This is a genomic window from Bacillus sp. FSL M7-0791 (assembly GCF_038627085.1).
Classification (GTDB): domain Bacteria; phylum Bacillota; class Bacilli; order Bacillales; family Bacillaceae; genus Bacillus; species Bacillus safensis.
The window spans coordinates 1,866,460-1,889,901 of the sequence record NZ_CP152022.1 but is presented as its reverse complement, the minus strand read 5'-3'; the positions used below and the strand labels follow the sequence as shown (position 1 = coordinate 1,889,901).

The window sequence follows — 23,442 nt, the reverse complement described above, 5'->3', positions numbered from 1 at the left end:
AATATATTTGGGAGGAAGCAGTAGGATTATTTGCCATTTTACTGAATTCATTTTCAGGATGCAAATATTTAATACATGACGATAAAAACATTATGTAAACTAAAGGGTAGTTTTTGCTATGAATCGGCTTTTTGACTCACTTTTTTTACGAAATGAATGTGCTACAATGAAAAAAACAATAGAAAACTCTAGTAAATGAACCTACCCTTGAATGAAGAGGAGAGAATCAGATGGCAGATATTGAACAGTTTTTGGCGTTAGATATTCGTGTTGGGACGATCATTGAAGCAGAATTCTTTGCAGAGGCAAGAGTACCTGCATTAAAACTCAAGATTGATTTTGGTGAAGAGGTTGGTCTAAAGCAATCCAGTGCTCAGCTGACAAAACGTTATACGGCTGAGAGTCTTATTGGCAGACAAATCGTAGCAGTCATCAATTTTCCGCCAAGAAGAATTGCAGGCTTCAAATCAGAAGTGCTTGTCTTAGGGGGCATGCCGTCAAAAGAAGACGTGGTTTTACTAGCCACAGATGAGCCTGTCGAAAATGGAACAAAAATAGGGTAATAAAAAAGACATCTTCCTGAGAAGATGTCTTTTGCGTATTGAGGCGGAATAACCACACGCCACATTCGTGTGTGTCTCAAGGAGACATGTTACCCGACTTACACAATTCAGCTCATCGCTTGATTAATATAGCATGAGGTGATCGGAATTGCAACCATTAAATGCTTTACTTCAGTTTTTCACGTCATTTCAGCAGAAAAATGACAAGAAATCAATTATTTGGATTATTTTTTCAAAAAATATTGAAAAGTCAGATCAGATTTTATAAAATGAATTCATCTTAGTTTGTTTAGTCGATAAACTAAGATGAATTCCAAGTGATGATCCGGTCATTAAAGGGGATGATTCCGTCATTCAAATCATTTGCTGTGTATGTGGGCTAAGCTGAAAGGATCAGATGTTCAGCTTCATTTTTACAACAAATTGAAAGCGCTTTATATTCTTTGTATTGACTGCTGCTGCCCTCCATCATCTGTTCATTAGAAGAGGCTAAGAGAAGAAGGGAGAAAGCTCATGGTAAGTGAGAATTTAAAAAAGATTCGTATGTCTGAAAAAGTGGGATATGCTTCAGGAGATTTCGCATGTAACTTAATTTATGCAACTGTCTCTACGTATCTATTATTTTTTTATACAGATGTGTATGGTTTATCAGCGGCGGCAGCAGGAACGATGTTTTTAGTTGTCCGCGCCATTGATGCGCTTGCAGATCCGTTTATTGGTGCATTGGTGGATCGAACGAACAGCCGTTTTGGCAGGTTTAGACCTTACTTGTTATTCGGTGCGTTTCCTTTTGTGGTACTTGCTATCCTTTGCTTTACAACACCTGATCTTTCTGAAATGGGTAAACTCGTTTATGCCTACATCACGTATGTTGGTTTATCGCTTACATACACATTCATCAATGTTCCTTATGGTGCTTTAACATCCGCAATGACAAGAAATAACCAAGAGGTTGTCAGTATTACGTCTGTTCGTATGCTTTTTGCTAATCTCGGAGGTCTAGTTGTTGCTTTTTTTGTTCCTTTTCTTGCGACTTTTTTGAGCGATAAAACAGGAAATACAGCTCTCGGCTGGCAGATGACGATGGCTTTTCTTGGCGTTCTTGGCGGTGCATTACTTATTTTCTGTTTTAAAAGCACGAATGAACGTGTCACACTTCAAAAGCCGGAGGAAAAAATTAAGTTCAGTGATATCTTTGTGCAGTTACGTGTCAATCGTCCGCTTGTTGTATTAAGCATTTTCTTTATTATTATTTTTGGCGTGAACTCGATCAGTAACTCTGTTGGGATCTATTATGTGACGTATAACCTCGGCAGAGAAGATTTAGTGAAATGGTACGGACTCATTGGCAGTCTGCCAGCTTTAATGGTGCTGCCGTTTATTCCAAAACTGCACAAGCTGTTAGGAAAGAAAAAGCTGCTGAATTATTCATTATTGCTGAATATCGTAGGTCTTCTTGCATTACTTGTGATACCGCCGAGTCAAATCACTTTAATACTGATTTTTAGGCTCGTTGCAGCTGCAGGAAGTATTACAGCCGGTGCTTACATGTGGGCGCTCATTCCTGAAACTGTTGAATATGGCGAATATAAAACAGGGAAAAGGATGGGCGGGCTCATCTATGCCATCATCGGATTCTTCTTTAAATTTGGGATGGCATTAGGCGGGATTGTGCCAGGGCTTGTACTCGATCGCTTTGGCTATGTTGCGAATCAAATGCAATCACCAGAAGCTTTACTTGGCATTTTAATCACGACAACGGTGATTCCTGTATGCTTACTGATTTTAGCGATGGTGGATATTAATTTTTATAACCTAGACGAAGAAAAACATAAAAAAGTCGTACGGGAGCTTGAGAATAGAGACAAAGTGTATATCGATCATATGGACGATTTTAAAATGTAGGTCTCTGAAAGAGGAGGAAGTTCAATGAAGATTACCAATCCAGTGCTCAAAGGGTTTAATCCTGATCCAAGTATTTGCCGTGTAGGAGAAGATTATTATATGGCCGTCTCTACATTTGAATGGTTTCCAGGGGTGCAAATTTATCATTCAAAGGATCTCGTCCATTGGCGTCTTGCTGCGCGTCCATTGCAAAAAACGTCGCAGCTGGATATGAAGGGGAATCCTGACTCTGGCGGGGTATGGGCGCCGTGCTTAAGCTATGCTGATGGGCAGTTTTGGCTTATTTATTCAGATATCAAAGTAGTGGATGGCCCATTTAAAGACGGTCATAATTATTTGGTCACGGCAAGCGAGGTGGACGGCGATTGGAGTGAACCGATCCTGCTCAACAGCTCTGGCTTTGATCCATCTTTATTCCATGATCACAGCGGGAAGAAATACGTCTTAAATATGCTGTGGGATCATAGGGAAAAGCATCATTCGTTTTCAGGTATTGCCTTGCAGGAATATAGTGTGGCTGAAAAGAAGCTCATCGGTCAAAGGAAGGTCATTTTTAAAGGCACACCGATTAAACTGACAGAAGCGCCGCATCTGTATCATATCGGTGACTACTACTATTTATTAACGGCAGAAGGAGGTACCCGGTATGAGCATGCAGCAACGATCGCCCGGTCCTCGCATATTGAAGGGCCTTATGAGGTTCATCCTGATAACCCGATTTTAAGTGCCTTCCATGTGCCTGAACATCCGCTTCAAAAATGCGGGCATGCTTCAATCGTTCAAACGCATACAAATGAATGGTATCTCGCTCATCTCACTGGCCGCCCGATTCAATCAAGCAAGGAATCTATTTTTCAACAGAGAGGGTGGTGCCCTTTAGGAAGAGAAACAGCGATCCAAAAGCTTGAATGGAAGGATGGCTGGCCTTATGTTGTAGGCGGAAAAGAGGGGACGCTAGAGGTTGAAGCGCCAAAGATCGAAGAAAAGGTTTTTGCACCAACCTATCATACAGTCGATGAATTTAAAGAATCAACTCTAAATAGACACTTTCAAACATTAAGAATTCCGTTTACCGATCAGATTGGTTCGTTAACGGAGAAACCTCAGCATTTAAGGTTATTCGGCCGCGAATCTTTAACGTCTAAGTTTACCCAAGCATTTGTTGCCAGACGCTGGCAAAGCTTTTATTTTGAAGCAGAGACAGCTGTTTCGTTCTTCCCAGAAAACTTTCAGCAAGCCGCAGGTCTTGTGAATTATTATAATACGGAAAACTGGACAGCACTCCAGGTGACATATGATGAGGAACTTGGCCGCACGCTTGAACTATCTGTCTGTCAAAACCTTGCCTTTTCTCAGCCATTGACACATAAAATCATCATTCCTGACGAGGTCACTTATGTCTATTTAAAAGTGACCGTTCGGAAAGAGACATATAAATATTCTTATTCATTTGATCAGAAAGAGTGGAAGGAAATTGATGTACCGTTTGAATCCATCCATTTATCCGATGATTTCATTCGAGGTGGAGGTTTTTTTACAGGGGCATTTGTCGGTATGCAGTGCCAAGATACGAGCGGCGAGCGTCTTCCTGCTGATTTTCACTATTTTCGCTATGAGGAAACAGACGAATAAAAAAGACAACTCGCTACGAGCTGCCTCTTTTTGAAAAATATATAGATCAGGTTGTGAGGGTGGCATCTTGCAGAAAAGCTTCTATGACAAGAGAAGTCATCCCCAATACTGGTGCATTGTGTCCTAATGATGATGGGAGCAGCTCTACATGTGAGCTGAATTGCGTATCCATTCGCGAGGATACCTCCTCCTTAATCACATGTAGAACCGCCTGATGTGATTCGATCACTTTGTTTCTTAAAATAATGGCTTGCGGGTTAAAGGTATGCAGGACGTTTGTGAGACCGACACCAAGGTAAAAGCCAAAGTTGCGCAGGGCATTGAGCGTTTTCATATCATTTAACTTGGCCAGCTGTTCCAGGTCTTGATGGGAGATGTGCTGATCATCTGTTTGAAGAGACTGAAACAAGGCCTTCTCAGAAGCATACAATTCCCAGCACCCACGGTTCCCGCAGCTGCATGTCGGTCCGTTAAAATCGATTGTCATATGTCCCATTTCACCAGAAAAGCCATACGCTCCTCTGTATAAATGATGATTGATGATGATTCCAATCCCGATGCCAGTGCCGATGCTTGCATAGATCAAATGATCATAATGTTTAGCGGCACCAAAGATTTTTTCACCATATGCACCGGCATTTGCTTCATTTTCAATGAAGATCGGTACTTGGAATGTCTCTTGGAGCGTGGTTTTCAGATCAACATTTTTCCATTTTGAATGAGGCGTAAACACGATTTGTTCACCTGCATCCACTAAACCATGTATGCATAGGCCAATGCCAATGAGCCCGTATGGGGAAGAGGGCATTTGTGTGATGAGCTGCTGTATTAATTCAATTAATTTACGTATCGTCACCTCAGGAGAGCTGGGTGGGAGCTTGATCTGCTCTTCGTAAAGAATATACCCTTCAAGGTCAGTTAATATGCCATTGACGTAATCAACGCCGACATCGATTCCGATGGAACAGCCAGCACGTTTATTAAACATCAGTAAAACCGGTCTTCTCCCGCCGCTAGACTCACCTTGACCGATCTCATAGACAAGATGTTCTTTCATTAACGTACTTACTTGAGAAGAAACAGTCGATTTATTTAATCCAGTGCGTTCAGATAATTTTGCTCTCGAAATGGGCGCATGCTGGAGAATTTCTTTTAATAAAAGTTTTTGATTTATTTTTTTGACAAAGTTCTGATCAGCGATATCCACGTTATCCACTCCATTTGTTTCGTCTTTAGATTAAGTTGAGAAGAGCTGCTTTTTTTCGCATGTATTCGATAAGAAAGATGATTTTAACTTTATTATAACGAAAATATTTTTAAAAAACTAAAAAATATGGAAAATTCAAAGTGATTTTTTCATAGATTGATCATTAGTTTGTTGTATCAACTTACAAAGTGTACTCAGGAGGAATGAAGAATGGCCAAATCAAATATGAAAACATTATACAGTCTAGAAGGAATCGGCAAAATTCAATATGAAGGAAAACAATCAAAAAATCCACTCGCTTTTCAATACTATAATCCAAGCGAAGTGATTGGCGGAAAAACAATGAAAGACCACCTGCGTTTTTCAGTCGCTTATTGGCATACTTTGACGGCTGATGGAACAGACATGTTTGGAACTGGCACGATGCAAAGAGCCTGGGACTCCTATAGCGGAATGGATTTAGCAAAAGCTAGATTGGAAGTCGCTTTTCAGCTTTTTGACCTATTGGATGTTCCGTATTTTTCATTCCATGACCGTGACATCGCGCCAGAGGGGGAGACGCTTCAAGAGACGAATCAACAATTAGACATCATTTTAGAAAGAATGAAAGAATACATGAAGCAAAGCGGAGTAAAGCTGCTGTGGAACACAGCCAATATGTTCAAGCACCCTAGATTTGTACACGGCGCTGCGACATCTTGTCATGCAGATGTCTTTGCCTACGCGGCCGCACAGGTTAAAAAAGGCATTGAAACCGCCAAAGAACTCGGTGCAGAAAATTATGTTTTCTGGGGTGGACGAGAAGGGTACGATACGCTGCTCAATACAGATATGAAAAGAGAGCTTGATCACATGGCGGCTTTCTTGCATATGGCTGTTGATTATGCAAAAGAAATTGGGTACACTGGCCAATTTTTAATCGAACCAAAGCCAAAGGAGCCAACCACTCATCAATACGACACAGATGCAGCGACATCCATCGCCTTTTTAAAGCAATATGGATTAGATTCCCATTTTAAATTAAATATTGAGGCCAATCATGCGACACTGGCCGGCCATACGTTTGAGCATGAATTACGTGTCGCAAGAATACATGGGCTGCTCGGTTCTGTTGATGCAAACCAAGGTAATTCGCTTCTTGGATGGGATACAGATGAATTTCCAACCGATCTGTATGCCACAACTCTTGCCATGTATGAAATTCTGCAAAATGGCGGTCTAGGGTCTGGCGGTCTTAATTTTGATGCAAAAGTGAGAAGAGCTTCCTTTGAACTTGAAGATATTTTATATGCTCATATTGCTGGGATGGATGCATTCGCAAAAGGACTGCGGGTCGCTCATAGACTCATAGAAGACCGTGTGTTTGAGGATGTGATAAAGCACCGGTATCGCAGCTTTTCTGAAGGAATTGGACGTGACATTTCAGAAGGGAAGGCAAACTTTCATACATTAGAAGAATATGCGCTGAAACATCCTTTGATCAGAAACGAATCGGGAAGAGAGGAACAGCTGAAAGCCCGTTTAAATCAATACTTGTTAGAAGATTAATTGAAGGGGCTGACCTGTTTTGAAGGAGTGAAAACATGAAATATGTGATGGGAATTGATCTTGGAACGAGCGGGGTCAAGGCGATATTAGTGGATGAGAGCGGGAAGGTGTGCTGTGAAGCCTCTAAGCCGTACCGCCTCATTCAAGAGAAGCCTGGATACTGTGAGCAGCACCCCGAGGATTGGGTAAACCAGACAATGGCTGTGATGAAAGAACTGATGGCAAATCAGCCTGTTCATTCAAGACAAGTTGAAGGCATCAGCTTTTCCGGCCAGATGCATGGATTAGTTCTATTAAATGAATCTCGCGAAGTGCTCCGCCCTGCAATTTTATGGAATGATACACGAACGACAGCACAATGTGCACATATTACCAAAAAGCTGGGAGACCGTCTGCAAAAGATCACAAAAAACCAGGCGTTAGAAGGATTCACACTGCCAAAATTATTATGGGTAAAGGAACATGAACCACATATTGATCAGCAAATCGACATGTTTTTACTCCCAAAAGATTATGTCAGATTTCGTTTAACTGGCGCTGTCCATATGGATTATTCTGATGCGGCTGGCACTTTGCTGTTAAATATCGGTGAACAGACGTGGAGTGAGGAGATTTGTCAGGCATTTGATATTTCTCCTCATATTTGCCCGCCGCTTGTCACATCAGAGGCGGAGGTTGGTACACTTTTGCCGCACATTGCACGTGATGTTGGGATGAAAGAAGGCGCGAAGGTTTTTGCCGGCGGGGCAGATAATGCTTGCGGAGCAATTGGTGCTGGCATCTTGTCCTCTGACCGCACGTTATGCAGCATCGGCACATCTGGGGTGATTCTCTCCTACGAAGAGGATCATGAAAGGGAGCTTCAAGGGAATTTACATTTGTTTCATCATGCAAAAAAAGACGCTTTTTACACAATGGGTGTCACCCTCTCAGCAGGATATAGCCTTAACTGGGCAAAACACTTACTGGCTCCTGAGGAATCGTTCCAATCACTTTTAGAAGGTGCGGCTCATGTAGCGCCAGGAGCGAAAGGATTGCTTTTTACTCCCTATTTAGTCGGGGAAAGAACACCTCATGCGGATTCGACCATTCGCGGCAGCTTGATTGGATTAGACAGCAGGCATGAAAGGGCACATGTTGTCAGAGCTGTGTTAGAGGGAATTACCTTTTCGCTAAATGAATCTATCGCATTATTCCGGCAGGCAGGAAAAAACATAGATTCTATTGTGTCCATTGGCGGCGGTGCGAGAAGCCGGACTTGGCTTCAAATGCAAGCAGACATTTTTCAGGCTGAAGTCATCCAGTTAGACAATGAACAAGGGCCTGCTTTAGGTGCAGCCATGCTTGCTGCGGTTGGCTGCGGATGGTATCCGTCACTTGAAGTATGTGCTAACCAATTGATCCATCAAGCCGCTGTTTATGAACCAGAGCAGCAACATGCGGAAGTATATGCTGATCTATTTCATTTGTATCAAAGGATTTATACACAAACAAAAGATATCCATGCCGGGTTAAAGCAGTATCGTTCCATCTAACTGAGAAGGGTGCATGAAAGGAGGTGATGGGTTTTTCACCTTAGGGATGACAGAACAATACGGATGAAAAAAGGAGAGGGATGGAAAATGAATTTGAAAAGATTGAGGCTTTTGTTTGTGGTGTGTATTGGATTTGTGCTGACACTGACGGCTGTGCCAGCTGATGCGAAAACGATTTATAATAATGAAATGGGTACACATAGCGGATACGATTATGAATTATGGAAGGATTATGGAAACACCTCAATGACACTCAATAACGGCGGGGCATTTACTGCAGGCTGGAACAGTATCGGAAATGCTTTATTTCGGAAAGGAAAGAAGTTTGATTCCACTAAAACTCATCATCAGCTTGGCAACATCTCCATCAATTACAACGCAAACTTTAACCCAGGCGGGAATTCCTATTTATGTGTCTATGGCTGGACACAATCTCCATTAGCAGAATACTACATTGTTGATTCATGGGGCACATATCGTCCAACAGGAGCGTATAAAGGATCATTCTATGCAGATGGAGGCACATATGACATTTATGAAACGACCCGCGTTAATCAGCCTTCCATTATCGGGATCGCGACCTTCAAGCAATATTGGAGTGTACGACAAACAAAGCGTACAAGCGGAACGGTCTCCGTCAGTGCGCATTTTAATAAATGGGAAAGCTTAGGCATGCCAATGGGTAAAATGTATGAAACAGCATTTACTGTAGAAGGCTACCAGAGCAGCGGAAGTGCGAATGTGATGACCAACCAGCTGTTTATTGGACGATAAAAGCTTATAAAAAAGCCAGCAGTTTTTGCTGGCTTTTACTTTTTCTATGATAATTTTTCAACTTCCACTCTGCCAGAAAAGAACGTCGCGCCGCCGCCCATATCTGCCAATCGATCAGGTGTTAATCCATTCACTAAATGCTTTTTGCCTTTTTGATCTGCCCATAAACCTTGACTGACCACAACACCAGATAATACATTTTGACCGACTGACACGACAAGCTCACACTCTCCTCGGTCGTTCAACACACGTACCATGTCACCATCTTCAATTTTTCTTTCCTTTGCATCCTGTTCATTCATGTGAAGCTTCGGAAATTTCTCTAGCTTTTGATGCTTTTCATGAAGTGAGAAGGTGGAATTCAGAAAATTATGGTTCGGTCCCGGTATAAAGGTAAGCGGATAATCGCTTTCCTGATAAAGGGGCACATAGGTTGGAAGTGCTGGATACCCGTCTTTTTTCATTTGTTCAGAATAAAGCTCAATTTTCCCGCTTGGGGTTTGAAGCTTTAATTCCTGGAAAGGTCCACGTTTCGCTTTGATCCATTTCTTTTCTTTTAATGCTTCGTATGAAATGTCCTCATAATGCGGATTTTCTGGATGATGAAGAGCTTGTTCCATCAGTTCAGCATCTGTCTCGCGGAAGGCTTCATCTTCAAAGCCCATCGCATGGGCAAGCAGGCGGAATACTTCAGTATTGGATTTGCTTTCTCCGTAGCGTTCTATCACGGGCTCCTGAATTTGAATATAATGATGCCAGTATGACGTATAGAAATCCTCGTTTTCAAAGGCTGATGTCGCCGGCAGGACAATGTCTGCATACGCCGCTGTCTCTGTCAGGAATAAATCATGAACCACTGTAAATAAATCCTCTCTCAGCAAACCTTCTCTGACTTTATTCGCTTCAGGTGTCACAACCGCTGGGTTGCACGAGTAGATAAAGAGAGAATCAACGGAAGGCTCTGCGCTTGTCAGCACGCTGCCCAGTTGATTCATATTAAATGATCTAGGTGTGCGTTCTTTTAATAAATCCGGCCGCTGAAGAGCTGTTTCATTATAACTGAGAAAAGAAGAGTTTGATTTCATCGCTCCGCCGCCCTTGTGCAGCCATTGACCAGTCAGGGCAGGGAGGCAGGAAATGGTTCTAATACTCATCCCGCCATTATCATGGTGCTGTAAACCATTCCCAATCCGAATGAGAGAGGGCGATGTCTCAGCGTACATTCTTGCAAGTGTAATGATATCGCCTTTAGGAACACCCGTGATCCGCTCAACTGTGTCTGGATCATACTGCTTTACATGCTCGCGCAGCTCCTTATGGCCGACCGTGTAAGCCTCTAAAAAGGCTTCATCTGTACGTTCCTCTTTAAAAAGGACGTGCATGATGCCAAGGGCAAGTGCACTGTCAGTACCAGGCCGAAGCGGAATGAACCAATCTGCCATCCGGCCGGTTTGGTTCTTGTGAACATCAATTACGACAATCTTCGCTCCTTGCTTTCGTGCTTTTTGTGCCAAGGTGATTTGGTGCATATTTGTCGACACGGCATTGATGCCCCAAAAGATAAATAGTTTCGTATGAATGGTTTCTTCAGGATCTGTCCCAATGCTGGCACCCATTGTATATTTATAGCCAGTCGTTCCTGCTGACTGACAGATTGTCCGGTCTAACTGACTTGAACCAAGACGATAAAAAAAGCGGCGGTCCATTCCTTCTGCGTTGAGATTGCCCATGTTTCCATAGAAGCTGTAAGGCAGAATGCTTTCTGGTCCTTTTTCTTCGATCAACTTTGTCCATTTTTGCCGAATGGTTTCAATGGCTTCTTCCCACGTAATCGGTGCAAACTGACCTTCGCCTTTTTGGCCAACACGTTTTAAAGGAGTGGTCAGTCTTTTTTCATCATATAAACGGGCTGTGACATTACGCACTTTGTTGCAAATGTTTCCTTGTGTGACAGGGTGGTCCGGATCTCCCTGCACTTTCACGATCTTTCCATTTTCTTTATGTATTAAAAGACCGCACTGATCCGGGCAGTCTAACGAACAAACTGATTTGAATATTCCGTCTTTCATCGCTGTATAATCGGTCATGAGTTTTCGGCTTCCTTTCTGCATTCCGTTATCACTTTGTATGGATTTTATTTTAGCATGTTCGGAGGAGGAAGGTAAGAAAGAGATGATGAATTGAAGAAAATGAAAAAAAGCCCCTGAAAAGGGACTTTTAAAAACGGGTGACTTGTACAGGAAATTCTTTTACCCCAAAAACAAACGTGCTTTGAATAGGTTTTAGCTGATCTGTAGCGCAGGTGATGTCTTGAAACGTATGGAGTAAAACGTCAAGCGCAATGTTGCTTTCAAGCCGGGCAAGCGGTGCACCGAGACAAAAGTGGATGCCAAACCCAAAGCTCATATGTGGATTTGATTTTCGGTCAAGCCGGAACGTATCTGGATCTTCAAATTTCTGTTCATCCCGATTTGCTGAAGCAACCCAGCTGATGAGATAGTCTCCTTTTTCAATGTGCGCGCCTGCAATTTCAACATCTTCTGCAGCGATTCGGCCAATGGCTTGAACAGGGGGATAATACCGTAACGTTTCCTCAGTCAATTGAGGAATAAGAGAGGGGTCCTGCCGAACTGATTCAGCGATATGCGGCTGCTCTGTCAGCAGTCGTACGGCATTGGTTATTAAATTGGTCGTTGTCTCATTGCCTGCAACGAGTAGTAGAATACAAAAGCCAAGCAGTTCATTTTCCGTTAAACGCTCTCCATCAATTTCCGCTTGAATGAGAAGCGAGATCAAGTCATCGGCTGGTGTTTCTTTTCGTTTTTTGATCAAATGAGCAAAATAAACGGACAGCTCCTCTTCAGCGCGTTTCTGCATATCTACAACAGCCTGAATGGCTTCTTTTGATTCATCCTTAGCACCTGCCACAAGGGCATCAGAATGTTTTTTAATCAGCTCTCTGTCCTGCACCTCTGCACCGAGAAGCTCAGCGATGATCATCACTGGCAGGGGAGCTGCTAAATCTTGCACAATATCAAACGTACGTTGATCCTTAACTTGATTTAATAGATCATGTGTCAAGTCTTTGATCTTATCTTCTAATTGCTTGATCGCTTTTGGGGTGAACGCTTTATTCACAAGCGCTCTCATCTTTGTATGTTTTGGAGGATCCATCGTTAAAATACTTGTTTTAGACGTGCTTCTTCCTCGCTGTGAAGAGAACACTTTAGGCTGCTTTAGAACAGACTGGATATCCGCATATCGAAAAAGATCCCAGCACTTTCTTGTCTCATCATATCTAATATCACTCTCTGCACGCAGCTCATTGTAAATAGGGAATGGGAAAAGAAGGTCATCGGTAGAACGGATTTCTTTCATTGGAATCACATTGACATAGTTTTCTTTCACTTTCATTATGAACGCTCCTTTTTCACATGATTTCTCTTTCACGGTATCACCAGTAAAATATCATTTCAACGGACATGTTTTCTAAAATATGTCAATAGTCTAATCGAAAGATTCAAGCACATACACTATATAGGAAAATAGAAAGTTATTAAAATGAGAGCGCTTTCTGAAAAATAGAATTGAAGTCACCGAAACCAAAAATAAATTGGTGAATCCAGTCGAACGAAAGGGTCCTATGATTCAAATGATCATAGTTCTTTTGATCTAAATTACTGTATTTGAAAAACACGGCTAACATACTTGCAGCAAGCTGCCGGCCATGCATTCGGGACTTTTGAAAAGCGCTGGCTCTTTCTTGACACGATTTCTCATCATGTTACGATTACTAACGTGCGAAAAACACGAACAAAAAGCGAACAAGGGAGAGGATCAATATCATTGATCAAAAGAAAGTTGCTTTCATTGGAGCAGGCTCTATGGCTGAAGGAATGATTGCAGGGATTGTGCGATCAGGACAGATGCCGCTAGACCAAATTTACGCAACAAACAGACAAAATCAACTTCGATTGAATGAACTAACGAAACGATACGGAATCCAAACAGCCGCAATGGATTCATTTCCTTTTGAAGAAATGGATATGTTGATCCTGGCCATGAAGCCAAAGGATGCTGAAGCAGCCCTTGAATCATTAAAACCTCGTATTCAGCCAGATCAGCTCATCATGTCTGTCCTTGCAGGTGTCAAGCTATCGTATATTGAAGACATGCTGCATGAAGGCCAGCCTGTTATGAGGGTCATGCCAAATACATCAAGTACGATCGGGGCATCAGCGACTGCTTTATCTGCTGGACGTTACGTGAAAAACGACCATATGAGCATAAGCCAGGCTCTTTTATCTGAAATGGGCGAAGTCTATACCATTCAGGAAGAGCAAATGGATATTTTTACTGGAATTGCTGGAAGCGGGCCCGCCTACTTTTATTTCTTAATGGAAAGAATCGAAGAAGCAGGAGAAGAGGCAGGTTTATCAAAGGAATTGTCTCGCCAAATTGGCGCGCAGACACTCCTCGGTGCGGCAAAAATGCTGCAAGAAACAGAGGAAAATCCTTCTGTCCTAAGAGAGAAAATTACGTCACCAAATGGAACAACTGCTGCAGGACTCAATGCATTAGATGATTTTGGCGGAGGAGAAGCGATCAAGCAGGCTGTCAAGCATGCTGCCAATCGATCAAAAGAGATAAGCAATCAGCAAAAACAAAAAGTATCTATATAAATAGAGCTCAGGTACAGGAGTGATTAGGTGTACGCAGATAAAGAGAGAAAACGAATTGTTGTGAAAATCGGAAGCAGCTCTCTTACTAGCTTTCAAGGTGAGATTAGTTTGAAAAAACTAGAAAACCTCGTCAATCAAATTGTGAAACTCAAAGATGAAGGACACGAAGTCATTTTGGTTTCATCTGGTGCGGTTGCAGCTGGTTACCGAAAACTAGGATTTATTGATAGACCCAAAACACTGCCGGAAAAGCAGGCATCTGCCTCAATTGGGCAAGGGCTTTTAATGGAATCATATTCTACTTTATTTTTATCACACGGTTATATTGCCTCACAGCTCTTAATCACAAGAAGTGATTTTTCTGATGAAACGCGCTATCAAAATGTGCGTAACACAATGAACGTGTTATTAGATCGAGGCATCATCCCAATTATTAATGAAAATGATACAGTGACGATCAATCGGTTGAAGTTTGGAGACAACGATACATTGTCTGCAAAAGTAGCTGGACTCATTGATGCGGATTTCCTTGCCATTTTATCTGATATTGATGGCTTGTATGAAGATAATCCTCATACAAATCCAAATGCGAAGAGAATTCTTGAAGTGACAGACATCACAGAAGACATCGAAGCAGCTGCTGGAGACGCAGGCAGCAGCGTAGGTACAGGCGGAATGAAATCAAAGCTCGATGCCTTTAAAATATCAATGGCCGCAGGGATCAACGGCTTTTTAGGAAAAGCAGATACGCCTGACATTTTAGACAAAGCCATCAATGGGACAGAGGACGGTACTTATTTTACCGCTGACGAAAATGTAGCGCCGCTCAATTATAAGAAGCAGTGGATTGCCTTTCATTCTGGACCAAAGGGTGAGATCGTGGTTCAAGAGAAAACACAGGAATTCCTCATGCACCGAGAGGGAAGCCTTGATTCTGATGGGATTGTCAACGTAAAAGGTTCGTTTAAAAAAGGCGATGTGGTCCGTATTTTAGATCAAGATGGAAGAGAAATAGGTCTTGGCATTGTGAATTATGCGTCAGATGAACTCGCACGTAAGAGTGATTTGTTACAAGATGAAATCGTGCATGTCGTCGATCTTGAAGCATTTGTTTGTCATTTAGATTTATCGATTCCAGTTTGTTAACCAAAAGGGAGGAATTCCATGACACTGACAGCTGAAGTTGTCACATCGGTCAAAGAAAAAGCGAAAAAAGCAAAGCATGTTTCAAAAAAACTAAGTTTACTTCAAACAGAGGAAAAGAATAACGCGCTTCTTAAAATGGCAGAAGCATTAGAGCAAAACAGCCGCTTTATTTTACAGGAGAATCAAAAGGACTTAGATGCTGGAAAAGAAAAGGGCTTCACAGAGGCACTCTTGGATCGATTACTGTTAAATGAAGAAAGAATTCATGAGTTTGCTGAAAGTTTGCGGCTCGTGACGAGATTAACAGATCCTGTTGGAGAAATATTGGATGAATGGACTCTTGATAACGGCTTACACGTAAAAAGCCGAAGAGTACCGCTCGGCGTGATCGGGATGATCTATGAAGCGAGACCGAACGTCACTGTCGATGCAGCAGGCCTTGCCTTAAAGGCAGGCAACTCAGTGATTTTAAAAGGCGGTTCCTCCGCTATTTCTTCCAACAAAGCCATTGTCAGTGTGATCCATGAAGCATTGGATCAAACAAAGATTCCTCGTGATGCGGTGCAATTAATTGAACAAACAGATCGTTCATCCGTTCAGGCGATGTTTCAACTAAAAGAATGGATCGATGTTTTAATTCCGCGTGGCGGAGCTTCCTTAATCAAAACAGTGGTGGAAGAATCCACTATCCCAGTGCTTGAAACAGGGACAGGAAACTGTCATGTCTTTATTGATCAAACCGCGAATGTGAAAAAAGCCATTGAAATTGTGATCAATGCAAAAACGAATCGTCCGGCTGTATGTAATGCACTTGAGACGCTGATCATTCATCGCGAATGGCTGAAAGAGAATGCAGCCTCATTAAATGAAGCTTTGCAGGAGCATCGTGTCACTGTACATGGCGACCAGGCAGCAGAGTCTTACTTTTCAAACGCGGTTCCTGCTGGAGAAGTGGATTGGACAGATGAGTATTTAAGTCTGGATCTTGCAGTAAAGGTAGTCGATTCAGTTGAGGAAGCAATCAGCCATATCGATCAGTACGGCACAAAACATTCAGAAGCGATCGTGACAGAAGATGAAAAAAATGCACTCACGTTTCTAAACGAAGTCGATGCGTCGGCTGTTTATCATAACGCATCGACTCGCTTTACAGACGGCGGTGCACTTGGCTATGGAGCTGAAATCGGCATCTCCACGCAAAAGCTGCACGCCAGAGGGCCGATGGGACTTCCTGCACTCACGACAACTAAGCTGCTTCTGTGTGGTGACGGTCAGATTAGAAGCTAGAAAGATTCAAGAAACACTACCTTTTTTATGAGGTAGTGTTTTTTAGTGAGTTTATACGAATGAGTGAAAATTTAAATCACAATCTATATATTTACTTTTAAAACTATAATTGGTAGTCTGATTACAAATGTTGATTAACTATGGAGAATAGTAGGTTTCGTTAGAGAATAAATCAAAAATTTAGCTGAGTTATAAAAGGAGAAATGAGATGGATTCACTTATATTTTATGGAACAAGCGATGCTCAAGGGGTACCTAGATTGTTATGCAAGTGTCCAGTTTGTAAATCGGGCTCACCAGACAATCAACGAACTAGACCGAGTTGTGAATTTCATTTAGGCAACAAGAGCTATCTTATCGATATTTCACCCGATTTCAAGATCCAGTTTCAAACTTATAATAATAGAACAATTCCTTCAGTTGTGTTTATAACTCATTCTCATAACGATCATATCGGTGGTTTAGGTGATTTTGCAGATTTATGCTTCTGGCATAATCAACAAGTACAAATAGTGAGTCCTCAAGATGTAATTAATCAGTTAAAGGAGCGATTTCCTTACTTAAACAATAGAAAAGGGCTAACTTTTGTAGGAACAACGAAATGGGTAAGTGATGGCAATAAAATTTCTTTTCATAAAGTAAATCATGGTCATAACGGTTCGTCTTATGGAATTTTAGTTCAAAAAATAAATGGATATAAATGGGCCTATTTATCTGATTCCTTTCAAGTAACTGATGAGCAATGGTTGCCTTTCTACCACCTTGATTCATTGATATTCGGGACTTCTTTCTGGAAAGAAAATCAGCCGCCCAATAAAAGGTCGGTTTATGATGTAAATGAAGCAATGGAGTTAAAACAAAAGTTACAACCGAAAAAAATGATCTTAACACACTTATCACATGACATAGACATCATTCAACGAGGTGAATACTTACCTAAGGATATGATGTTTGCATATGACGGTTTTAAAATAACGCTAGATTAATAAAAATCATAAAGTCGATCTTCGAATAGTAGAAGGATCGACTTTTGTGGTTGAAAGGATCTCAATTATTTGTTATTGGTTTCATGATTTTCTCAAATTTAAAAAATTCAAATTCCTCAGGTGCTAAAGGTTCATTGCTTTGATGTGCTTCATGAGGTGCGTTTGGATCTGGATGGTGTAAGTGATAAAATTCAACTATTTGAAAGCCGCACTTATTGACATAAAAATGAATGTTGCGTTTTTCAAAGTATGGAGTCACAACCTCCCATACAATCGTTTCTGGATATTGCGCCTCGATGGCTTTCCATGCTGCCTGACCAATGACCCGGCCGTGAAAGGATGATGAAATGTATAGCAAATCAACCGAGTTGTGATGTGTCTCTTGGTTGATTTTGATCACAACGCCGCCTGCCTTTTTACCATTTAGCATAATATGATAAACAATGTGTTCATTCGAATGAAAAGATTCATCAATGACTTCATCTGGAGGAATTGGTCCACCATGCGCATCGCCAAATGCATCGATCACGCCAGCTGTAAAAGCTTTCTGGAGCTCTTTTTTCATTGAAGGGAAGTCCTCTTTATTTGCTTGTGCTAATGTCACTTCATGTTGAGTTATTTTGTTCATTTTTTTATCCTTTCCATGCGTAGTGATGTTTCTGGATGTTATAATAAAGGATGGAGTTACTCCATAGTCAAGAAAGGAGCCTTCCTCATGATCAATGATGTGCAAAAAACGTTTTTCACTGGAGAATTTGCCAAGCTATTTGATGTCAAAAAAGATACGCTTCTGTATTATGATAAAATCGATTTATTTAAGCCGGCTGGTGTTCACAAAAATGGATACCGCTACTATACACTTGAGCAATTTGACCATTTTATTGCGATTCAATCCTTGCGAGCTGTTCAATTTCCGATCAAAGAGTTAAAACAATATTTCACAGAACCTTCCCGCGAGAGACTGCAAAGCCTAGCGGCCGACCAAATAAAAAAAGTCAAACAAGAGATTGAAAAACTTCAAGACATCCAGGCTTTTCTTATGCGTGTGATGGAGACGACACATGAATTAGCAAATGTGAAAATAGGGGAGGTCCTGTTTCAAGAGCTGCCAGAAGAACCCGTGGTACTAAGTGCATCAAACCCGATCGACTTCAATACACCTGTAGAAGAAATATCACGTATTGTAGGGGAATTTTTAAAGGGAGTTGGCATAAAAGGGGCTGCGGCAAATGGTTCTGTCTTAAAAAAGGAGCAGTTCCGTAAGCGGCACTATCATCAGTCAGATCAGCTGTTCTGCCGAATGGATGGCCCGGCGGCAGTCAAAAAACCTGGCGGGCTCTATGCGGTGATGTATGATCAAGGAACATTTGATGAGATCGAATCTGCTTATTCGCATTTGTTAGATGAAATCGAGAAAGAGGGCATGATGCTGGATGGAGATGTATTTGAGGAGTATTTACTTCATTCGCTCATGTCTAAAGATGAAGCAGAGTATATAACGAAGCTCAGTGTAAAAGTGAAGAAGCGAGTAGATGACAATTGAAAAGAGGATAGACAGCATGTGACATGCGTGTCTATCCTCTTTTTTTGATGTTATCCCACTTGATTTTCGGCAAATTGACTCATATATAAGTCTGCATAGAAGCCTTTTTGTTTTAAAAGTTCGCTGTGCGATCCTTTTTCAATGATGCTTCCATCCTTCATGACTAAAATAAGGTCTGCATCCTTAATCGTTGAAAGTCTGTGTGCAATCACGAAGCTCGTTCTGCCTTTCATCAATTCATTCATTGCTTTTTGAATATGCATCTCTGTCCGTGTATCTACACTGCTTGTTGCTTCATCTAATATCAAGATCTTTGGATCAGATAAAATGGCACGGGCGATGGTTAACAGCTGGCGCTGACCTTGTGACAGGTTGCCGGCATCTTCTGTTAACAGTGTGTCATATCCATCTGGAAGCGTGCGGATGAAATCATCTGCATAGGCATGTTTGGCGGCTTTGATGACATCCTCTTTGGAAACGTGCTGCCTGCCATAGGCAATGTTGTCGTAAATCGTTCCTTCAAAGAGCCACGTATCTTGAAGAACCATCGCAAATAATTCTCGTACTTGCTGACGGCTGAGGTCAGTTGTTTTAACACCGCCAATGCGTATGGAGCCTTGATCTAATTCATAAAAACGCATTAAAAGATTAATGATGGTCGTTTTTCCCGCGCCTGTTGGTCCGACAATGGCAACAGTCTGTCCTTCTTGCACATCTAAATTCAAATCTTTAATAATCGGATGATCTTTTTCATATCCGAATTGAACTTGTTCAAAGCTCACATCGCCTGAGAGTGATGCAAGATCAATTGCCGCATCTTCTTCGGTACTTTCTTCTTCCTCATCAAGAATTTCAAAGACCCTTTCAGCAGAAGCGATCGCCGATTGAACTAAGTTTGCGACGCTTGATGCTTGCACAAGAGGTTGAGACATTTGCTGTGTGTATTGGATAAACGCCTGCACATCCCCGACACGAATATTCCCGTTAATGACAAGAATCCCGCCGGCTACACTGACTGCCACATAGCCAAGGTTCCCGATAAAGGTCATCATTGGCATCATTAAACCAGAAATGAACTGCGCTTTCCTTGAAGATTCATAAAGCTTTTCGTTTAATTCATCAAATGTATCGATTGCTTTCTTTTCGTAGCCATACGCACGAACTGTCTGATGTCCTGTGAACATCTCATTGATATGTCCATTGATCGTGCCAAGCTCTTTTTGCTGCGCTTTAAAATGCTTTTGAGAAAATGACGTAATACCGCGAATCGCAAACAGGCTGAGTGGCAGCGTCAAACAAACAAGCAACGTAAGCAGCGGACTGATGAAGAGCATCATGACGACAATCCCAATGACTGTAATCACAGATGTAATCACTTGGGTGAGCGCCTGCTGAAGCGATGTATTAATATTATCGATATCATTCATCACACGGCTTAGCGTGTCCCCGTGGGTTGTTTTATCAAAATAACGAAGGGGGAGACGTGTGAGCTTGTCATTTGCTTCCTGCCGTAATTCAGCAATGGTCTGTTGAGACACACCAGCCATGACATATTGCTGAACGAATGAAAAGAGGGAAGCAACGACGTACAGCACGACAAGCAGCAAAAGAATTCGTGAAATGACATCAAATTGAACGCCTGTTCCATTCGTAAAGCTGTCAAATAAGGAAGAGGTGGCATCCCCAAGCAGCTTTGGACTAATGACGTTAAAGACAGTTGAACCAATCGCTGCAATAAAGACGATGATCAGCTGAAATTTTCTTGGTTTTAAATAGCCTGTCAAACGAAGTAGTGTTTTCTTAAATTCCTTCGGTTTTGCGGCTGGCCCTTTAGGGTGGCCACCTTTATGTCCCATGCCGGAAGACATTTTCTTACTCATCCTCGCTCACCTCCTGACCTTCCTGAGATGCGACAATCTCTTGGTATACAAGATTGTCCTTTAATAATTGTTCATGTGTTCCGATACCTGCGATTTTCCCTTCATCAAGTACAATGATTTTATCACTATGCTTCACTGTACTGATTCGTTGAGCCACAATGATGAGGGCTGCATGAGCTTTTTCTGCTTCTAATGATGCCCGCAGCTTCGCATCTGTTTTGTAATCAAGTGCTGAAAAGCTATCGTCAAACAGATAGAATGATGGTCTTCTCACTAGCGCCCTTGCAATGGAAAGCCGCTGCTTTTGGCCGCCGGATAGATTGGAACCACCTTGATCAATTTCTGCATCAATTCCGCCATCTTTTTGCAAAACAAATTCTTCGGCCTGCGCAGTTCGTAGCGCCTGCCAGACGTCTTCATCGCTTGCATCCTGATTGCCAAAGCGCACATTCTCGGCAATGGTTCCACTGAATAAAACAGCTTTTTGAGAGACATAGCCCATTTGGTTTCTCAGTTTCTCCTGAGGCAGTTCTCTAATGTCTACACCATCTAGTGTAATCCGGCCTTCTGTCACTTCATAAAAGCGCGTCATCAGCTGGAGAAGCGTGGTTTTCCCAGAACCCGTACTTCCGATAATGGCTGTCGTTTCACCAGTTTTGGCTTCAAACGTGATACCTTGAACGGCTGGTTTCTCAGCATTTGAGTAATAAAATGACACATCCTCAAAGCGAATGGATTGAGCGGGCTCGTGAAGCTCAGTCATAGACTCTTCTTTATCTTTAATCTTTGGTTCCATGTTTAACACTTCATTCATGCGTTTAGCTGATGCTTGTGCTCTTGGGACCATAATAAAGCTCATCGACAGCATAATAAGTGCCATTAAAATCATCATCGCATATTGAATGAAGGCAATAAGATTTCCAACTTCCATTTCTCCGGCATCAATTCGGTTTGCACCAAGCCAGACAATACCGATATTCGTGAAGTTCATGATGATCAGCATAAATGGAAACAAGTAAGCCATTAATCGGTTGACTTTAAGACCAGTGTCCTTATAGGACGTGTTGGCTTCTTGGAATCGCTCCTTTTCATCATCCACACGGTTAAATGCACGAATAACGCGGATGCCTGAAAGAGATTCCCGCATAATTAAATTCAGCCGGTCTGTTTTTTTCTGAAGCTGGCCAAATAGAGGGATGGCTTTTCTTGACACCAAATAAATAAATCCGCCAAGAAGAGGGAGGGCCGCTAAAAAGATAAGAGACAGGACAGCATCTCTGGAAACAGCCAAAATAATTCCGCCCACAAGCATGAGCGGGGCCCGCGTCATCATTTGTAAAATCATAATCGTCACATCTTGGACTTGTTTCACATCATTTGTTGATCTAGTAATAAAGGAAGATGTGCCGATCTTTTGAAATTCTTCTAATGAAAATTGTTCGACATGCACAAACAGCTGTCTTCTCATATCACGGCCGAAGCCAAGTGCTGTCTTTGATGACAAGTAAGACTTCCAAATGGTGAGCAAAATGGCGAGTAGAGAACAAGCCACCATCCAGCCGCCAACCTTCCATATGTAAGCAATATCTCCCTGGACGATACCGACATCAACGATATCTGCTGTTAACGTCGGTAAATACAGCTGGAGCATACTGCTTAAAAAGGTGAGAATGACAATGGACACTACGGACAGCCGATACGGCTTTAAAAACGATAAAATTGATTTCATACGAATACCTTTCTTCCATATAGTCTTTTGTTCTGTAACCCATCATATACAAAGAGGGATTATTTCTACAAATGAAATGTCTTCTTTTAATGAATTATTTATATTGTTCAATTTTAGAAAAGAAATCCTTCACAAACACATAAAAATCATGGGCAGAAGGAGACATTTCGCGCGTTTTAGATGCAATAATGCCAACCGTTCGTCTCACTTGAGGAAAATCGATTGGAATTTTCACTGTAAATCGGGGTGTTGTTTCATAAAAGGCGCTTTCGGGTAATAAGGTAACACCCATACCTGCCGAGACGAGACCTTTAATCGCATCCAAATCTTCTCCTTCAGATGAAATGGTAGGCTCATAGCCTGCCTGCTTGCAAGCATCAACCGCAATTTGTCTCAGCACATACCCTTCAGGAAATAACACGAAATGATCCCTTCTTAAATCACTTAAATGAATACTCCTTTGTCCGCTAAAGGGGTGACTAACCGGTAAAAGGGCATATATGCTTTCGGAAAACAAAATATTTCCTTCTATTTGAGAATCGTTTGTCGGTACGGGTCCTAAAAAGGCGAGATCGATATCTCGGTTTTTGACCGCTTCAATGAGAAATTTATAGGACCCTTGACGAAGTAAAAAATCGACCTCTGGATATTCCTGCTTAAAGGCGGAGATGACAGAAGGGAGTACTTGGCTTGCTAGACTTGTAGGAAAGCCAATATTCACCGTTCCTTTGTGCGGATCTAAGTATTCATCAATTTGCTCTTTCGCATAATCAATGGCTTTGAGTGCAGTTCTGACATGATCTAAAAATTGTCTGCCGATCTTCGTTAATTTGATATTTCGTCCTTCTCGTTCGAATAAGGCCACTCCAAGCTCTTCTTCTAAATTCGCAATCTGCCGGCTGATGGCAGATTGGGCAACATGTAAGTTTTCAGCCGCTTCTGACACGTGTTCACGGTCTGCGACTTCTACAAAATAACGTAACTGACGAAGCTCCATTTTTGCACTTCACACCCATCTATCTCAAA

General features: G+C 41.9%; 18 protein-coding genes. 11 read left to right on the top strand and 7 right to left on the bottom strand.

What is annotated here, in order from left to right; all coding sequences use genetic code 11:
• The first annotated feature begins 230 nt into the window (after positions 1-230).
• From csaA to MHI08_RS09460, 3 genes are all read left to right on the top strand, one after another.
• Positions 231-563, top strand: coding sequence for a chaperone CsaA (csaA, locus tag MHI08_RS09470; protein ID WP_135032254.1), 333 nt, complete (start codon positions 231-233; stop codon positions 561-563).
• 513 nt (positions 564-1,076) lie between these two features.
• A complete protein-coding gene (locus MHI08_RS09465; protein WP_034621364.1) occupies positions 1,077-2,468 on the top strand; it encodes an MFS transporter in 1,392 nt (463 codons plus the stop codon).
• 24 nt (positions 2,469-2,492) lie between these two features.
• Positions 2,493-4,100 carry a glycoside hydrolase family 43 protein gene (locus MHI08_RS09460; RefSeq protein WP_163115447.1) on the top strand — a complete coding sequence of 536 codons (1,608 nt, stop codon included), beginning with the start codon at positions 2,493-2,495 and terminating at the stop codon, positions 4,098-4,100.
• A 46-nt stretch (positions 4,101-4,146) separates the two neighbouring features.
• On the opposite strand, the gene MHI08_RS09455 is transcribed toward MHI08_RS09460, so the two are convergent.
• Positions 4,147-5,307 carry an ROK family transcriptional regulator gene (locus MHI08_RS09455; protein WP_041109437.1) on the bottom strand — a complete coding sequence of 387 codons (1,161 nt, stop codon included), beginning with the start codon at positions 5,305-5,307 and terminating at the stop codon, positions 4,147-4,149.
• A gap of 210 nt (positions 5,308-5,517) precedes the next feature.
• Here MHI08_RS09455 and xylA point away from each other — a divergent pair, with 210 nt between their 5' ends.
• The 3 genes from xylA (at position 5,518) to MHI08_RS09440 (ending at position 9,164) form a co-directional block, all read left to right on the top strand.
• Positions 5,518-6,855, top strand: coding sequence for a xylose isomerase (gene xylA, locus MHI08_RS09450; RefSeq protein WP_081124498.1), 1,338 nt, complete (start codon positions 5,518-5,520; stop codon positions 6,853-6,855).
• Between the two features lie 35 nt (positions 6,856-6,890).
• The gene (gene xylB, locus MHI08_RS09445; protein ID WP_342499580.1) at positions 6,891-8,390 is read left to right on the top strand and encodes a xylulokinase; all 1,500 of its coding nucleotides are present in this window, start codon (positions 6,891-6,893) and stop codon (positions 8,388-8,390) included.
• An 87-nt stretch (positions 8,391-8,477) separates the two neighbouring features.
• Complete coding sequence (locus tag MHI08_RS09440; RefSeq protein WP_025093139.1) at positions 8,478-9,164, top strand: glycoside hydrolase family 11 protein; 687 nt, start codon at positions 8,478-8,480, stop codon at positions 9,162-9,164.
• A 44-nt stretch (positions 9,165-9,208) separates the two neighbouring features.
• Here MHI08_RS09440 and MHI08_RS09435 read toward each other — a convergent pair whose 3' ends face one another.
• Together MHI08_RS09435 and MHI08_RS09430 are read right to left on the bottom strand one after the other, a co-directional pair.
• Positions 9,209-11,251, bottom strand: a complete 2,043-nt coding sequence (locus MHI08_RS09435; RefSeq protein WP_034621412.1) for a molybdopterin oxidoreductase family protein — start codon at positions 11,249-11,251, stop codon at positions 9,209-9,211.
• A 130-nt stretch (positions 11,252-11,381) separates the two neighbouring features.
• Positions 11,382-12,578 carry a cytochrome P450 gene (locus MHI08_RS09430; protein ID WP_034621369.1) on the bottom strand — a complete coding sequence of 399 codons (1,197 nt, stop codon included), beginning with the start codon at positions 12,576-12,578 and terminating at the stop codon, positions 11,382-11,384.
• Positions 12,579-13,000: 422 nt separating this feature from the next.
• On the opposite strand from MHI08_RS09430, the gene proC reads away from it, so the two are divergent.
• The 4 genes from proC (at position 13,001) to MHI08_RS09410 (ending at position 17,264) form a co-directional block, all read left to right on the top strand.
• Positions 13,001-13,846, top strand: a complete 846-nt coding sequence (proC, locus tag MHI08_RS09425; protein WP_073205920.1) for a pyrroline-5-carboxylate reductase — start codon at positions 13,001-13,003, stop codon at positions 13,844-13,846.
• Between the two features lie 27 nt (positions 13,847-13,873).
• Positions 13,874-14,992, top strand: coding sequence for a glutamate 5-kinase (gene proB, locus MHI08_RS09420; RefSeq protein WP_024428364.1), 1,119 nt, complete (start codon positions 13,874-13,876; stop codon positions 14,990-14,992).
• Positions 14,993-15,010: 18 nt separating this feature from the next.
• Positions 15,011-16,279: a glutamate-5-semialdehyde dehydrogenase gene (locus tag MHI08_RS09415; protein WP_342499579.1), complete on the top strand. Its 1,269-nt coding sequence runs from the start codon at positions 15,011-15,013 to the stop codon at positions 16,277-16,279.
• Between the two features lie 208 nt (positions 16,280-16,487).
• Entirely contained in the window at positions 16,488-17,264 is a 777-nt protein-coding gene (locus tag MHI08_RS09410; protein ID WP_034621372.1) for an MBL fold metallo-hydrolase, read from the top strand.
• A 61-nt stretch (positions 17,265-17,325) separates the two neighbouring features.
• On the opposite strand, the gene MHI08_RS09405 is transcribed toward MHI08_RS09410, so the two are convergent.
• The gene (locus MHI08_RS09405; protein WP_342499578.1) at positions 17,326-17,892 is read right to left on the bottom strand and encodes a GNAT family N-acetyltransferase; all 567 of its coding nucleotides are present in this window, start codon (positions 17,890-17,892) and stop codon (positions 17,326-17,328) included.
• 87 nt (positions 17,893-17,979) lie between these two features.
• Between MHI08_RS09405 and MHI08_RS09400 the strand changes: the two genes are divergently transcribed.
• A complete protein-coding gene (locus MHI08_RS09400; RefSeq protein ID WP_342499577.1) occupies positions 17,980-18,807 on the top strand; it encodes a MerR family transcriptional regulator in 828 nt (275 codons plus the stop codon).
• A gap of 50 nt (positions 18,808-18,857) precedes the next feature.
• Here the strand turns inward: MHI08_RS09400 and MHI08_RS09395 are convergent, their stop codons facing one another.
• From MHI08_RS09395 to MHI08_RS09385, 3 genes are all read right to left on the bottom strand, one after another.
• Positions 18,858-20,687 carry an ABC transporter ATP-binding protein gene (locus MHI08_RS09395; RefSeq protein WP_044332971.1) on the bottom strand — a complete coding sequence of 610 codons (1,830 nt, stop codon included), beginning with the start codon at positions 20,685-20,687 and terminating at the stop codon, positions 18,858-18,860.
• A complete protein-coding gene (locus tag MHI08_RS09390; protein WP_342499576.1) occupies positions 20,680-22,416 on the bottom strand; it encodes an ABC transporter ATP-binding protein in 1,737 nt (578 codons plus the stop codon). The genes MHI08_RS09395 and MHI08_RS09390 overlap by 8 nt, the downstream gene beginning before the upstream one ends.
• 94 nt (positions 22,417-22,510) lie before the next feature.
• On the bottom strand, positions 22,511-23,413 hold the full coding sequence (locus MHI08_RS09385) for a LysR family transcriptional regulator (RefSeq protein ID WP_024422648.1): 903 nt from the start codon (positions 23,411-23,413) through the stop codon (positions 22,511-22,513).
• Positions 23,414-23,442: the final 29 nt, after the last annotated feature.